This window comes from Phenylobacterium sp. CCH9-H3, assembly GCF_001557235.1.
Taxonomy (GTDB): domain Bacteria; phylum Pseudomonadota; class Alphaproteobacteria; order Caulobacterales; family Caulobacteraceae; genus Phenylobacterium.
Genome location: NZ_LSJI01000044.1, coordinates 23,748 through 37,951, shown reverse-complemented (window position 1 = coordinate 37,951; position 14,204 = coordinate 23,748). Strand labels below are relative to the sequence as shown.

General features: G+C 69.7%; 11 protein-coding genes. 6 read left to right on the top strand and 5 right to left on the bottom strand.

Annotated elements, in window-relative coordinates; genetic code table 11:
* The coding region (locus AX721_RS03615; RefSeq protein WP_197422446.1) for a carboxylesterase family protein at nucleotides 1–676 on the bottom strand (676 nt) is incomplete at its 3' end.
* A gap of 856 nt (nucleotides 677–1,532) precedes the next feature.
* On the opposite strand from AX721_RS03615, the gene AX721_RS03605 reads away from it, so the two are divergent.
* The 5 genes from AX721_RS03605 (at nucleotide 1,533) to AX721_RS03585 (ending at nucleotide 8,137) form a co-directional block, all read left to right on the top strand.
* Complete coding sequence (locus tag AX721_RS03605) at nucleotides 1,533–3,062, top strand: DNA polymerase Y family protein (protein WP_082769823.1); 1,530 nt, start codon at nucleotides 1,533–1,535, stop codon at nucleotides 3,060–3,062.
* Between the two features lie 9 nt (nucleotides 3,063–3,071).
* The gene (locus tag AX721_RS03600) at nucleotides 3,072–3,476 is read left to right on the top strand and encodes a VOC family protein (protein ID WP_068874663.1); all 405 of its coding nucleotides are present in this window, start codon (nucleotides 3,072–3,074) and stop codon (nucleotides 3,474–3,476) included.
* Nucleotides 3,473–6,679 (top strand): error-prone DNA polymerase, encoded by a 3,207-nt coding sequence (locus AX721_RS03595; protein WP_068874662.1) that lies wholly within the window; start codon nucleotides 3,473–3,475, stop codon nucleotides 6,677–6,679. The genes AX721_RS03600 and AX721_RS03595 overlap by 4 nt, the downstream gene beginning before the upstream one ends.
* 76 nt (nucleotides 6,680–6,755) lie before the next feature.
* Complete coding sequence (locus tag AX721_RS03590) at nucleotides 6,756–7,877, top strand: glycosyl hydrolase (RefSeq protein ID WP_068874661.1); 1,122 nt, start codon at nucleotides 6,756–6,758, stop codon at nucleotides 7,875–7,877.
* Nucleotides 7,874–8,137 (top strand): MoaD/ThiS family protein, encoded by a 264-nt coding sequence (locus tag AX721_RS03585; protein ID WP_068874660.1) that lies wholly within the window; start codon nucleotides 7,874–7,876, stop codon nucleotides 8,135–8,137. The genes AX721_RS03590 and AX721_RS03585 overlap by 4 nt, the downstream gene beginning before the upstream one ends.
* A 22-nt stretch (nucleotides 8,138–8,159) precedes the next feature.
* On the opposite strand, the gene serA is transcribed toward AX721_RS03585, so the two are convergent.
* The 4 genes from serA to AX721_RS03565 all read right to left on the bottom strand — a co-directional run bounded on the left by serA (nucleotide 8,160) and on the right by AX721_RS03565 (nucleotide 12,047).
* Entirely contained in the window at nucleotides 8,160–9,734 is a 1,575-nt protein-coding gene (serA, locus tag AX721_RS03580; protein ID WP_068874659.1) for a phosphoglycerate dehydrogenase, read from the bottom strand.
* A gap of 76 nt (nucleotides 9,735–9,810) precedes the next feature.
* The gene (locus tag AX721_RS03575) at nucleotides 9,811–10,980 is read right to left on the bottom strand and encodes a phosphoserine transaminase (RefSeq protein ID WP_068874658.1); all 1,170 of its coding nucleotides are present in this window, start codon (nucleotides 10,978–10,980) and stop codon (nucleotides 9,811–9,813) included.
* 214 nt (nucleotides 10,981–11,194) lie between these two features.
* Nucleotides 11,195–11,620 (bottom strand): hypothetical protein, encoded by a 426-nt coding sequence (locus AX721_RS03570; protein WP_068879070.1) that lies wholly within the window; start codon nucleotides 11,618–11,620, stop codon nucleotides 11,195–11,197.
* 106 nt (nucleotides 11,621–11,726) lie between these two features.
* Complete coding sequence (locus AX721_RS03565; RefSeq protein ID WP_369796607.1) at nucleotides 11,727–12,047, bottom strand: hypothetical protein; 321 nt, start codon at nucleotides 12,045–12,047, stop codon at nucleotides 11,727–11,729.
* 221 nt (nucleotides 12,048–12,268) lie between these two features.
* On the opposite strand from AX721_RS03565, the gene AX721_RS03560 reads away from it, so the two are divergent.
* Nucleotides 12,269–14,194 (top strand): ATP-binding protein, encoded by a 1,926-nt coding sequence (locus AX721_RS03560; RefSeq protein WP_068874655.1) that lies wholly within the window; start codon nucleotides 12,269–12,271, stop codon nucleotides 14,192–14,194.
* The last annotated feature ends 10 nt before the right edge of the window (nucleotides 14,195–14,204 follow it).

Here is a 14,204-nt window from a genome sequence, read left to right as displayed (position 1 = left end):
GGGCCTTGGGCGTAGAGAGCAGGGCCAGGGTGCTCATGCCGCCGGCGGATTCGCCGAAGACTGTGACGTTGCCCGGGTCGCCGCCGAACGCGGCGGCGTTGCGCTTGACCCATTCCAGAGCCGCGATCTGGTCCATGAGGCCGAAATTGCCCGTCGGGGCGTCGCCGGCGTCCTTGGTCAGCGCCGGGTGAGCGAAATAGCCAAGCGCCCCCAGGCGATAGTTGATCGAGACCAGGACGATCCCGTCGCGGGCGAAGTTCGAGCCGTCATAGATCCAGCCGGCCCCGGTGCGGTGGCTGCCGCCATGGATCCAGACCATGACCGGCGCGGCCTTGGCGCTCTTCGGCGCGAACACGTTGAGCTGCAGGCAGTCCTCGCTCACCGGCCCATTGGCGCCGCCGCTGTTCGGGGAGCCGTTGGCGTTCATGGGCTGGGGACAGGAGGGGCCATTCTTCGTGGCGTCGCGCTCGCCCGCCCATCTGGTGACAGGCTGCGGCGGGGCCCAGCGCAGCTTGCCCACCGGCGGGGCGGCGAAGGGAATGTTGCGGAAGACGTTGGCCCGCTCGGTCGCCTCGCCGAGAAGGACGCCGCTTTCGACCTGGGCCTTCACGGAGGTTTGAGCCTGGGCCGCGCCGGCCGCCAGCCATGCCGCCGCCAAGATTGCCGCCCAACGCATCCTCATGCCTCCCGTTTTCCGGGCGCGACTTTGCCCGGGTTTCTGAACACGGGGCAACCGCGGCCCGGATCGAATTCGGCGGCGACCCCGGCTTGACTCCTTGGTTCTACAGTTCCAGAACAAAGATGGAACAAAAGGAGTCCCAAAGCGATGTCCGATTTTCGCGCCAAGCGGATCGCCGCCCTGGCTGCGAAGATCGCCGCCATCGAGAGCGGCGGACGCGCCAAGGCCGGCGTGTTGCCCTTCGGCGACGCAAGGCTGGACGCCTGCCTGCCGGGCGGCGGCCTGGCGCTAGGGCGCTGGCACGAGGTCGTCGGCGCGGGGCTGGAGGCCGAGACCTCGGCCGCGCCCGCCGCCTTCGCAGCCCTTACCGCCGCGCCCCTGGCCCGGACGGGCGAGGCGGTGTGGGTGCTGCGCCGGGACGACCTCTGGGCGCCTGGACTGGCCGGCCTGGGCTTCCCGCCCGAGCGGCTGATCCAGGTCTGCGTCCGCGACGAGGCCGAGGCCCTGGCGGTGATGGAGGACGCCCTCGCCACCGTGGGCGTTTCCGCCGTCTTCGCAGAGGTCGAGGCGGTGGACCTGACCGCCGGCCGCCGGCTGCAGCTGGCCTGCGAAAAGCGCGGCGCCACGGGTTTCGTGATCAAGCGCCGCCCGTTCGGGGGAAAGGCCAGGACCGAGGCGGCCGGCTCGGTGGCCGGAACCCGATGGCGCGTGGCGTCCGCCCCGTCCGAACCCCCGGCCGGGGAATTCGGTCTGGGCGCGCCGCGGTTCCACGTGGCGCTCGAACGCTGCCGGGGCGGGCGGACCGGCGCATGGATCCTCGAGGCCTCCGCGGCCTATTCCTGGGAGGCAGGCGATGTCGCGCATCCTCTGCGCCTGGTCGCCGACCTGGGCGATCGCGAACTGGCGCCGGCGCAACCCCGCGAACGCCGAGCGCCCGCCGCTGGCCCTGATCGAGACCGTTCGCCAGGTCCGCCGCCTCTCGGCTGTGAGCGAGGAGGCCGCCAAGCTTGGGCTGCACGTGGGCCAGAAGGCCACCGACGCCATGGCCCTGGTCCCTGGTCTCACCACCGCCGAGGCCGAGCCGGAGGCGGACGCCGAGGCCCTGACCGCGCTGGTTGACTGGTGCGTACGCTACTCACCCGCGGTGGCCGCCGACCGGCCGGACGGGCTGTTCCTGGACATCTCCGGGGTGGCCCACCTGTGGGGCGGCGAGGGCGAGCTGATAGCCGATTTCCGGGCGCGACTGGCCGCCAACGGCCTTCCCTTCCGCCTGGCCATCGCCGATACGCCGGGGGCGGCCTGGGCCCTGGCCCATTACGGCCGGGACGGGACCATCGCGCCGCCGAACGGCCAGGCCGAGCTTCTGGCGCCCCTGCCGCCGGCGGCCCTGCGCCTCGATCCCGAAGCCGCCGCCCAGATCGAGCGGCTGGGCCTGCGCCGGTTGGGCCAGCTGATGGAGATCCCCCGCGCGCCGCTGGGCCGCCGTTTCGGCGCGGCGACCCTGGACCGGCTGGACCAAGCCCTGGGGCGCACGGCCGAGGCGCTGGCTTTCCGCCGCCCGCCCACGCCCTGGATCGCCCGGCTCGCGTTCTTCGAGCCGATCAGCGCGCCCGAGGACATGGCCCGGGTGACCGAGGATGTCACCGCCAAGCTGTGCGCCCGCCTGGAGGCCGAGGGCCAGGGCGGCCGGCGTTTCGAAGTCGCCTTCCACCGGGTGGACGGCAAGGCGCCGGCGATCGCCGTGGGCCTCTCCCTGCCCGGCCGCGACGCCCGCCGCATCGCCCGCCTCCTTCAGCCCAAGCTGGAGACGGTGGATCCCGGCTTCGGCGTGGAGAGCGTGACCATCGCCGCCTATGCCGTCGAACCCGTGGGCGGGCGGCAGGTGCGGATCGAGACGGGCCTGGACGCCGCGGTGGAGGATGGCCTCGCGCCGCTGGTCGACCGGCTCGCCAATCGTCTGGGCCCCTGCGCCGTCTGGCGCGCGGCGCCGTTCGAGAGCCACGTGCCGGAACTTTCGGCGGCCCGTGTCCCGGCCCTGGGCGCCCCGCCGCCGCAGGCGCAGCCCTGGAACCGCGAGGCCCCGCGCCCCGTCCGCCTGTTCCGCCGCCCCGAGCCCCTGGAGCAGGTGGTGGCGCTGCTGCCTGACGACCCCCCGATCCAGTTCCGCTGGCGCGGCCGGCTGCACCGCATCCAGCGCGCCGAGGGGCCCGAGCGCATCGGCGAGGAATGGTGGAAGGGCGACATCGCCGACGCCTCGATCACCCACGTCCGCGACTACTACCGCGTGGAGGACGCCGAGGGCGGCCGTTTCTGGCTGTTCCGCGCCGGGCTCTACGGCGGCGGGGACGCCCCCAAGTGGTGGCTGCACGGCCTGTTCGGATAGGAGCCTTCGATGAAACCCAAGATCAGCCTGATCACCCTCGGCGCCCGCGACCTCGACCGGATGATCGCCTTCTACCGGGACGGCCTCGGCCTGCCGCTGCACAATTATACGCCCGGCGACGACATGGTGATGTTCCGGCTGGAGGGGACTTGGCTGGGCCTCTTCCCCCGTCAGGCCCAGGCGGAGGACGCCGCGGTTTCCGCCGAGGGCTCCGGTTTCGCCGGCGTGGTGCTGTCCCACAACGCGCCCTCCAAGGCGGCGGTCGATGAGGTCTTCGCCGAGGCGCTGGCCGCGGGCGCCACGGCCGTCAAACAGCCCGTCGACGTCTTCTGGGGCGGCTACTCCGGCTACTTCGCCGACCCCGAGGGCAACCTCTGGGAGGTGGCCTGGAACCCCATCACCGACCTCACATGACCCGCTACGCCGAGCTTCAGGCCACCAGCAACTTCTCCTTCCTGCGGGGCGCGTCGCATCCGTGGGAGCTGGTCACGGGGGCCGACGCCCTGGGCCTGGAGGCGGTGGGAATCTGCGACCGCAACAGCCTGGCGGGCGTGGTCCGCGCCTGGCGGCAGATGCGCGATCTGCAGAAGGGCGGCTCGACGGTCCGCGCCCTCACCGGCTGCCGCCTCGACTTCGCCGACGGCACGCCGAGCCTGCTGGTCTATCCCTCGGACCGGGAGGCCTACGGCCGCCTCACCACCCTGCTCACCGTGGGCCAGCGCCGGGCCGAGAAGGGCGGCTGCGAGCTGCACTGGGAGGACCTGCTAGCCCATGCCGAGGGCCAGCTTATCCTGGTGGTCCCGCCCGAGCGCCTGGACCAGGCCTTCGAGGGCGACCTGCGGCGGCTCCGCGGCGAACTGCCCGACCTCTGGCTGGCCGCCGCCCGGCCCTATGGTGCGCGCGACCTCCAGCGCCTGGCGCGCCTGGACGCCCTGGCCCAGGCCGCGGCCATCCCGGTCGTGGCCACCAACGACGTGCTCTACCACGGGCCGGAGCGGCGCCCCTTGCAGGACGTGCTGACATGCATCCGGGAGACCTGCACCATCCACGAGGCCGGCCTTCGCCTGGCCGCCAACGCCGAGCGCCACCTGAAGCCGGCCAGCGAGATGGCGCGCCTGTTCGCCAGGTTCCCGGGGGCGGTAGAGCGCAGCGTCGAGATCGCCGAGCGGATCGGCTTCGACCTGGGCCAGCTCCAGTACGAATATCCGGACGAGCCGGTGCCGCCGGGCAAGACCGCCATCCAGCACCTGCGCGACCTGTCCTGGGCCGGGGCGGCGTGGCGCTATCCGAAGGGCGTGCCGGAGAAGGTCAGGAAGCTGGTCGCCCACGAACTCGACCTGATCGAGAAGCTGGACTACCCGAACTACTTCCTCACCGTGCACGACATCGTCCAGTGGGCCCGCAGCCAGGACATCCTTTGCCAGGGGCGCGGTTCGGCGGCCAATTCCTGCGTCTGCTACTGCCTGGGCGTGACGGCGGTGGACCCCACCCAGCCGGACCAGGATCTGCTGTTCTCGCGCTTCATCTCCGAGAACCGCGACGAGCCCCCCGATATCGACGTCGACTTCGAGCACGCGCGGCGCGAGGAGGTGATGCAGTACGTCTACCGCCGCTATGGCCGCCACCGCGCCGCCATCGTCGCCACCGTGATCCACTACCGCCCGCGGATGGCGATCCGCCAGGTGGGAAAGGCCCTGGGCCTCACCGAGGACATCACCGCGGCCCTGGCCAACACCGTCTGGGGCAGCTACGGCGACGACGTCCCGGACGAGCACATCCGGCAGACCGGACTGGACCCCGCCGCGCCCGAGATCCGCCGGGCGACCGCCCTGGCCCAGCAACTCCTCGGCTTTCCCCGCCACCTGTCCCAGCACGTGGGCGGCTATGTCCTGACCAAACGGCGGCTGGACGAGACCGTGCCCATCGGCAACGCGGCCATGGAGGACCGCACCTTCATCGAGTGGGACAAGGACGACATCGACGCCCTGAAGCTGATGAAGGTCGACGTGCTGGCGCTGGGCATGCTGACGGCCCTGAAGAAGAGCTTCGACCTTCTGCCGCCGAGGCTGGACGGAAGCCGGATCACCGACATCGCCCACATTCCCCAGGGCGACCCCGAGGTCTACGAGATGCTGTGTCACGCCGATTCCGTGGGCGTGTTCCAGGTGGAGAGCCGGGCGCAGATGTCGATGCTGCCGCGGCTGAAGCCCCGGAAGTTCTACGACCTGGTCATCGAGGTGGCGATCGTCCGCCCGGGGCCGATCCAGGGCGACATGGTCCACCCTTATCTCAAGCGCCGGGACGGTCGCGAAGAGGTGAGTTATCCGCGGCCAGGACCCGACTATCCCCAGGACGAGATGGAGGCGATCCTGGGCAAGACCCTGGGCGTGCCCCTGTTTCAGGAACAGGCCATGCGGGTGGCGATCATCGGGGCCGAGTTCTCGGACGACGACGCGGACGGCCTGCGCCGGTCGATGGCCACCTTCCGCAACGTGGGCACGGTGGGGAACTACGGGCTGAAGTTCGTGGAGGGGATGGCGCGCCGCGGCTACGACCGCGAGTTCGCCGAACGGTGCTTCAAGCAGATCGAGGGCTTCGGTTCCTATGGCTTCCCCGAGAGCCATGCCATCAGCTTCGCGATCCTGGTCTACGCCTCGGCCTGGGTGAAGCGCCACCACCCCGACGCCTTCCTGGCCTCGCTGCTGAACAGCCAGCCGATGGGCTTCTACCAGCCGGCCCAGCTGGTGCGGGACGCCCGCGAGCATGGGGTGGAGGTGCGGCCGCCAGACGTGATGTTCAGCCACTGGGACTGCACGATCGAGGAAAAGGACGACCCGCGCGAGCGGCTGCGCCCCGTGCGCCTGGGCCTGCGACAGATCAAGGGCTTCAAGGAGGACGACGCCAAGGCCCTGGTCGCGGCGCGCGAGGCCGGCGCCGACAGCATCGAGGCCTTCGCCCGGCGGGCCCGCCTCTCGCGCCGCGCCCTGGAACTGCTGGCCGAGGCCGACGCCTTCCGCAGCCTGGGCTTTCCCCGACGCGAAGCGCTGTGGGCGGTGAAGGGGCTGGCGGGCGAATGGGGCGCCGAGACCCATGCCCCGCTGCTGCTGCGCCAGAGCCTGAAGGAGGCCCAGGTGGAGTTGCCATTCATGAGCCAGCCGCAGCACGTGGCCGAGGACTACCGCACCACCAGCCTGTCCCTGAAGGACCACCCGGTCCGCTTCTTCCGCGAAGAACTCGCCCGCCAGAAGGTCACCCCCTGCGCGGCGCTGAAGACCGCCCGCGACCGGCGGCGGCTGGCGGTGGGCGGGCTGGTGCTGGTGCGTCAGCGCCCGGGCACCGCCAAGGGCGTGGTATTCATGACCCTGGAGGACGAGACCGGCATCGCCAACATCGTGGTCTGGCGCGACGCCTTCGAAGCGAACCGGCGGCTGGTGATGACCTCGGCCTTCCTGATCGTCCACGGCCAGGTGCAGAAGGAGGGCGAGGTGATCCACGTGGTGGCCGAGCGGTTCACCGACCTGTCCGGCCGCCTTTCGGAGCTGCGCGAGGACCAGGGCCAGATCACCGCCCACTCGAAGGTCACCGGCCGGCTGGTCCGCAGCCGCGATTTCCACTGAGGCGACGCGGATTTCGCAGGTCGCGTTGTCGGAGTAGCCTGGTCCCGCACGTCCTTAAGGGGTGGGAGGTGACCAGATGGCGCAAGCAATTCAACTGCTCGTCGGCACCCGCAAGGGCGCCTGGATCTATCGCAGCGACGCGGCCCGCGAGACCTGGCGGGTCGAAGGGCCGATGTTCCTGGGCCAGATCGTCAATCACTTCGTCCGAGACCCTCGCGACGGCCGCACCCTGCTCATGGCCGCCTCGACCGGCCACCTGGGGCCGACCATCCTGCGGTCGGTGGACGGCGGCGCCACCTGGAGCGAGGCCAGCCGGCCGCCCGCCTTTCCGAAGGGCGATCCCCACGGCCGCTCGGTGGACCATTCGTTCTGGCTGGAGCCCGGCCACGCGGACGAGCCCGGCGTCTGGTGGGCGGGCGCCTCGCCGCCGGGCCTGTTCCGCAGCGCGGACGGCGGCGACACCTGGGAGAGCGTCGAGGGCCTGAACAACCACCCCCGGGTCATGGACTGGTTCCCGCCCGAGGGCGGCACCCCGGACGGGGCGATCCTGAACCAGGTGATCGTCGATCCGCGCGACGCCCGGCACATGTACCTGGCGACCTGTTCGGCGGGCGTGCTGGAGACCGTGGACCAGGGCGCCACCTGGCGGCCGCTAAACCAGAACGTCCGCTGCGACTTCCTGCCGGACCCCTATCCCGAGTTCGGCCAGGACAGCCACTATGTGGCCCTGGCGCCCACCGATCCCGACCGGCTCTGGCAGCAGAACCACTGCGGCGTCTACCGGCTGGACCGGCCGGGCGAGCGCTGGGAGCGGATCGGCGAGGCCATGCCCAAGGAGATCGGCGACATCGGCTTCACCATCGTGCCGCACGCCCGCGATCGCGACACGGCCTGGATCTGGCCGATGGACGGCACCGAGGTCTGGCCGCGCACCAGTCCGGGCGGGCGGCCCGCCGCCTACCGCACGCGCGACGGCGGGGCCTCTTGGGAGCGGCAGGACCGCGGCTTCCCGGCCGAACAGGGCTGGTTCACGGTGAAGCGCCAGGCCTTCTGTTCCGACGCCGCCGACCCCGTCGGCCTCTATATCGGCACCACCGGCGGCGAGATCTGGATGAGCGGCGACGAGGGCGGGAGCTGGCGCCAGATCGCCGCCCACCTGCCCGAGATCTACTCGGTGTCGGCGGTCCCGGCCGGATGATCCGCGTCTCGATCCCCTCGCAGCTGATCGCCTACACCGATGGCGCGACGCGGGTGGAGGCCGAGGGCCCCACGGTCGGCCAGATTCTGGACGACCTGGACCGCCGCTATCCCGGCCTGAAGTTCCGCGTCATCGACGAGCAGGACCGGATCCGCCGTCACATGCGGATCTTCGTCGGGCAGGACGAGGCGCGCACGACCGCTGCGCCCGTCCCGCCCGGCGGCGAGCTGCTGATCTTCGGGGCCCTGTCGGGCGGCTAGTTTCAATCGCCCGACGAAGGCGTCAGAACCGCAGTGCGCGGGCTTCCTTCACGTGCGGCAGGCCCTGGATCTTGGCCAGCAGCGCTTCGGTGGGCTCCTGGTCCACGCCCACCAGGGCGATGGCGTCGTCGCCCGCGTCGATGCGGCCCAGGTTGAAGGTGGCGATGTTGACGCCCGCCTCGCCCAGCAGGCCGCCCAGCGCGCCGATGAAGCCCGGCTTGTCCAGGTTGTTGACGTACAGCATCCGCGGCGCGAACGGGGCGTCCAGGTCCATGCCCTTCACCTCGACCACCCGGGGCGCGCCGGCCTGGACCGTTCCGGCGAACGAGCGCTTGCCCTTCTCGGTCGTGACGGTGATGCGCACCAGGCTCTCGTAGATCGGCGAGTCGTCCTGCTTGCTTTCCGAGACGGTGATGCCGCGCTCCTTCGCCACCGCCGGAGCCGAGACCATGTTGATCTCCGCCAGCATCGGCCGCAGCACGCCGGCCAGGGCCGCAGCGCTGAGCGGGCGGGTGTTGAGCTTGGACACCTCGCCCTCGAAGGCGATGTCCACCGACTTGATGCCGAAGTCGACCATCTGGCCGGCCAGGGCGCCCAGCTTCTCGGCCAGGGTCACGAACGGCTTGAGGCGCGGCGCTTCCTCGGCCGTGACCGAAGGGCTGTTGAGGGCATTGGTGACGGCGCCGGTGAGCAGGTAGTCGCTCATCTGCTCGGCCACCTGCAGCGCCACGTTCTCCTGGGCCTCGTTGGTCGAGGCGCCCAGGTGCGGGGTGGCGATGAAGTTCTCGGCCCCGAACAGCGGGTTCTCCTTGGCCGGTTCCTCCACGAACACGTCGAAGGCCGCGCCGCCCACATGACCCTCGTCCAGCAGCTTGCGCAGCGCCGCCTCGTCCACCAGGCCGCCGCGGGCGCAGTTGACGATCAGCACGCCCTTCTTCGTCTTGGCCAGGTTCTCGGCGGACAGGATGTTGCGGGTCTTGTCGGTGAGCGGGGTGTGCAGGGTGATGATGTCGGCCCGGGCCAGCAGGTCCTCCAGCTCGACCTTCTCGACCCCGATCTCGACGGCGCGCTCGGGCGAGAGGAAGGGATCGTAGGCGACAACCTTCATCTTCAGGCCCAGCGCCCGGTCGGCGACGATGCCGCCGATATTGCCGGCGCCGATCAGGCCCAGGGTCTTGGCGTAGAGCTCCACGCCCATGAAGCGGTTCTTCTCCCACTTGCCGGCCTGGGTCGACAGGTCGGCCGCCGGCAGCTGGCGGGCCAGGGCGAACATCATCGCGATGGCGTGCTCGGCGGTGGTGATGGAGTTGCCGAAGGGGGTGTTCATCACCACCACGCCCGCGGCGGTGGCGGCAGGGATGTCGACGTTGTCGACGCCGATGCCGGCGCGGGCGACGACCTTCAGGTTCTTGGCGGCGGCGATCACGTCCCTGTCGACCTTGGTGGCCGAGCGGATGGCGATGCCGTCGTACTCGTGGACGATCTTCAGCAGTTCGTCCTTGGGCAGGCCGGTCTTCACGTCGACGTCGACGCCGCGCTGTTTGAAGATGTCGATGGCGGCGGGGCTGAGCTTATCGGCGATGAGCACGCGGGGCATGGTGAATCTCCTCGGGAGACGCCCTCCCGGCCGCGCCGGGAGGGGTGATGTGTCGACAGGTGTGTGAAGCTGCGCCTTAGGCGGCTTGCAGGTCGGCGACGACGGAGGCGAAGGCCCAGTCGAGCCAGGGCGTCAGCGCGTCGAGGTCGGAGGTTTCGACCGTGGCGCCGCACCAGATCCGCAGACCGGGAGGGGCGTCGCGATAGCCGCCGACGTCGAGGGCCACGCCCTCCTTTTCCAGCACCGCCGCCAGCTTCTTGGCGAAGTCGGCCTGGGCGTCCGCCGACAGGCCGGTGACCCGCGGGTCCACCACCTTCAGGCACACCGAGGTGTTGGAGCGGATGTCCGCCGTCTCGGCCAGGAAGGCGACCCAGTCAGTCTGGTCAACCCAGGCGTCCAGCACGGCCAGGTTGGCGTCGGCCCGGCGCTTCATCTCGGTGAATCCGCCGATGGCGGCGGCCCACTTCAGCGCATCCACCGCGTCCTCGACGGCCAGCATCGAGGGGGTGTTGATGGTGGCGCCTTCGAACAGGTCGAGGGTCACCTTGCCGCCCTTGGTCATGCGGAACAGCTTCGGCATGGGCCACGGCGGGCTGTAGCTCTCGAGCCGGGCCACGGCGCGCGGCGACAGGATCAGGACCCCGTGCGCGGCCTCGCCGCCCAGCGCCTTCTGCCAGGAGAAGGTGACGACATCCAGCTTGGGCCAGTCCAGGTCCTGGGCGAAGGCGGCCGAGGTGGCGTCGCAGATCGTGAGGCCTTCGCGGTCCGCGGCGATGAAGTCGGCGTTCGGGACGCGGACGCCCGAGGTGGTGCCGTTCCAGGTGAAGACCAGATCGGCGTCCTTGCGGACCTTCGACAGGTCGGGAAGCTTGCCGTAGGGCGCGTCCAGCACCTCGGCCTCGATCTTCAGCTGTTTGGTGACGTCGGTCACCCAGTCCTTGCCGAAGCTTTCGAAGGCCAGCAGCTGCACCGGGCGCGGCCCGAGCATCGACCACAGGGCCATTTCCACGGCGCCGGTGTCGGAGCCGGGCACGATGCCGACGAGGTAGTCGTCGGGCACGCCCAGCACCTCGCGGGTGCGGTCGATGGCTTCCTTCAGGCGCGCCTTGCCGATCTTCGACCGGTGCGAACGGCCGAGGACGGCGTTGCTGAGATTTTCGGGATTCCATCCGGGGCGCTTGGCGCACGGGCCGGAAGAGAACTCGGGGCGAGCCGGACGCATGGCCGGCTTCGGCGGGGTATTCATAGCGATGTCTCCCATCCTTGCAGATGAGCAGCGCCCCGTTGGGAGGGCGTGGCCCGCCGGCCAAAGGCGCTCGTTTGTGCTGCGGCGCAAGAGAAACTTTTCTAACGACCCGTGAAGGCCGCCTGTCGCCGAGGCGCAGCCCAGCTTGGCTGCGTCAATCTGATCCGGGCGCGGGCGCACTCGGCGGACCCGGGCCCCCTGGAGGGGCGGGAAGCTAGTTCGAGGCGACGGTTTGGGCCGCGCTCGCCTTTGCTCGACGCCGCCAGGCGACGATCGTGCCGATGACCAGGCACCAGATGATGCCACTGAAATTGATGTTGTTGATCAATGCGTTGAGATAGTCGCCTGTCTGGCGCTCGGTCACCATGTAGTACGAATGCATCGCGAACTGGGCCGCGAAGAACAGCATGACGCCACCCATCCAGGGCGCGACATAGCGGACGGTAACCACGAGGAGGCCGAGGGCGGTCAGGCCGTCGTTGACGAGCCGGATGATGTCGTCGCTCGCGGGGGCGAGCCAGTGGCTGGCCTCGCCGATCAGGGCGTTCACCAGAACGATGATCCCCGCCGCACGCTCCGCCTTGCCGCCCTTCCAGAGAGCGAAGAGCGCCCCCAAGACGGAGAAGGCGTTGATCAGCAATCTGACGGAGATGTCTGGCATGATTAAGCGCCCCTAATGCGAATTAGAGGCGCCTAACCAGTTAATCTATTGCAATGATCCGTCAGGTAACCGACGGAAAGGTCGGTTAGCCGACCTCGCGCATGGTCGTCTGATGACGGACGGCGCCTTCGGCAGGCTTGTCCATACCGCTCATCTTCGTGCGGATGCCCAGGCGAAGCTTCGCTTCGTTCAGTTCGTTGTGGACGGCGACCATGGCCGAGCGGGCTTCGCTCAGCGCCTTCATGGCTTCCATCATCTTGACTTGCACGTCGTCGGCAAAGACCAGCGAGGTCTTCACGTCCTGGCGGGCCTTGAGCATTTCGCCCATCAGTTCAGTGGCTTCGATCAGAGCGCCGTCGACCGCGGCCTCCGTCGAGAAGAGCTTGTTGGCCACGCGCTGGGCCACGAACGCCTTTTCCATGTGGATACACCCCTTAAGTTACCCGACACCCGTTAAGGTAAAGCAAAGGTTACTGCGCACGCAATGGATTCAAGACTCGTTAACCATGTTTTCTGGTGCGGCCAGTTGTAGCGTGGCGCCAAAGGCACAGTTCTGAGTGAAAAAGCGGCAAGTTCCCTGTTATGACGGAAGCGAAGCGTTAGGACTATCGGTCTATCCCTGCGGGTATGAACCTGCCGGGGGACACGTCTGGAAGCGGCGCGCCGAAGAGCGCGGCCCCGACGGCGACGTTCCATGCGCGCGTGGCGGGCGTCGGGCTGATCACCACGGTCGTGGTCCTGGTGGCCGCCTGCCTGACCTTCATGCTGCAGCAGTGGGCCATCGCCCGCACGCAATCCCATAAGTTCCACGAAGGCCTGACCGAGATCGCCGCCCAGATGGCGGGCCCCTCGATGGCGCCCGCCAGCCGCGTCGACCTCAACCGCGCCATGGCCGCGGTGCAGGCCAGCAAGGATGTGGTGTCCGCGCGGGTTGTCGACGGGAAGGGCCAGGAACTCGCCAGCTTCCGGAGCCGGGAGCCCGCGGCCGGCGCCACCGAAATCCTGTCCCGGCCCATCGTCGTCAACGGCCAGACGGTCGGCCAGTTCACTCTGACGGTGGAACAGCCCTCGCTGCGGCCGATGCTGCCGCAGTTCATCGCCCTCACCTTCGTCCTGCTGTTCGGCGGGGTCGGGGTGGCGCTGTTCCTGGCCCGCAGCCTGGCGCATCGCGTGATCCAGCCGGTGCAGAGCCTGTCGCAGGCCATGCACGAGGTGGCGGCCGGCGGCAGCTTCACCCCCGTCAAGGTCGACGCCTCGGACGAGCTGTTCCAGAGCCTCACCGAGAGCTTCAACCACCTCTTGGGCAAGCTGGGCGAGCGCGAGGACGACCTGAAACGCGCGATGCGCGAGCTGGAACTGGCGCGCGACGCCGCCAATGCGGCCAATGTGCTGAAGACGCAATTCCTGGCCAACATGAGCCACGAGATCCGCACGCCCCTGAACGGCGTCCTGGCCATGGCCGAAGTCATGGCCCTGGGCCAGCTCGACCAGGTTCAGCGCGACCGGCTGGACGTGATCCGCCGCTCGGGCGGCCTGTTGCTGGCCGTGCTGAACGACGTGCTCGATCTCTCCAAGATCGAGCTCTCCAAGATCGAGGCGGGCAAGCTGAATCTGTTTGAGGAGGACTTCGACGCCGAGGTCGCCATCGACGGCGCGCGCGAGAACTTCGAGATCATGGCGCGCGCGAAGGGCCTGGGCTTCTCGGTCACCATCGCCGAGGAGGCCAAGGGCTGGTGGCGCGGCGACGCGGACCGCCTACGTCAGATCATCGGGAATCTTCTGTCGAACGCAGTCAAGTTCACGCCCCAGGGCTCGGTCAGCGCGACGGTGGACGTCAACGGCGCTGGCGGCCTGCGCATCGTGGTGCGCGACACGGGCGTCGGCATCTCGCCCGAGAAGCTGCCCAGCCTGTTCGAGAAGTTCACCCAGGCGGACAATTCCGCCACCCGGCGCTTCGGCGGCACGGGCCTGGGCCTGGCGATCTGCCGCGAGCTGACCCAGATGATGGGCGGCTCGATCGACGTGGAGAGCCTGGAAGGCCAGGGATCCACCTTCACCGTCGAACTGCCGCTGAGCCGCGGGCGCCCGGCGTCGGCCGACGGGAACGAGCCTGTGCAGTCCTCCGACGACGGCGACCTGCGCCTGCTGGCCGCCGAGGACAACCCGACCAACCAGCAGGTGCTGGCGGCGGTGCTGGGCTCACTGGGGATCGAGGTTCACATCGTCCCGGACGGTCGCGAAGCCGTCGAGGCCTGGCGCACCGGCAGCTACGACCTGATCCTGATGGACATCCAGATGCCGGTCATGGACGGCATCACCGCCGCGTCCACCATCCGCGAAGCCGAGAAGACCAGCGGCCGCCGGCGCACGCCCATCGTGGCCCTGACCGCCAACGCCCTGACCCACCAGGTCGAGGAATACCTCGCGGTCGGCATGGACGCTCACGTCGCCAAACCCATCGAGATCGCCAAGCTCTACGACGCCATTTCCGCGGTGCTGAACGCCGCCGCCACCGGCGGCGCGGGCAAGTCCCAGGCCGGCGCGGCGGCCTGACCGCCACCTG

Coding starts and splice junctions, on each gene's coding strand:
- AX721_RS03605 (WP_082769823.1), top strand. CDS start 1,533: ATGTCGCGCATCCTCTGCGCCTGGTCGCCGACCTGGGCGATCGCGAAC.
- AX721_RS03600 (WP_068874663.1), top strand. CDS start 3,072: ATGAAACCCAAGATCAGCCTGATCACCCTCGGCGCCCGCGACCTCGAC.
- AX721_RS03595 (WP_068874662.1), top strand. CDS start 3,473: ATGACCCGCTACGCCGAGCTTCAGGCCACCAGCAACTTCTCCTTCCTG.
- AX721_RS03590 (WP_068874661.1), top strand. CDS start 6,756: ATGGCGCAAGCAATTCAACTGCTCGTCGGCACCCGCAAGGGCGCCTGG.
- AX721_RS03585 (WP_068874660.1), top strand. CDS start 7,874: ATGATCCGCGTCTCGATCCCCTCGCAGCTGATCGCCTACACCGATGGC.
- serA (WP_068874659.1), bottom strand. CDS start 9,734: ATGCCCCGCGTGCTCATCGCCGATAAGCTCAGCCCCGCCGCCATCGAC.
- AX721_RS03575 (WP_068874658.1), bottom strand. CDS start 10,980: ATGAATACCCCGCCGAAGCCGGCCATGCGTCCGGCTCGCCCCGAGTTC.
- AX721_RS03560 (WP_068874655.1), top strand. CDS start 12,269: ATGAACCTGCCGGGGGACACGTCTGGAAGCGGCGCGCCGAAGAGCGCG.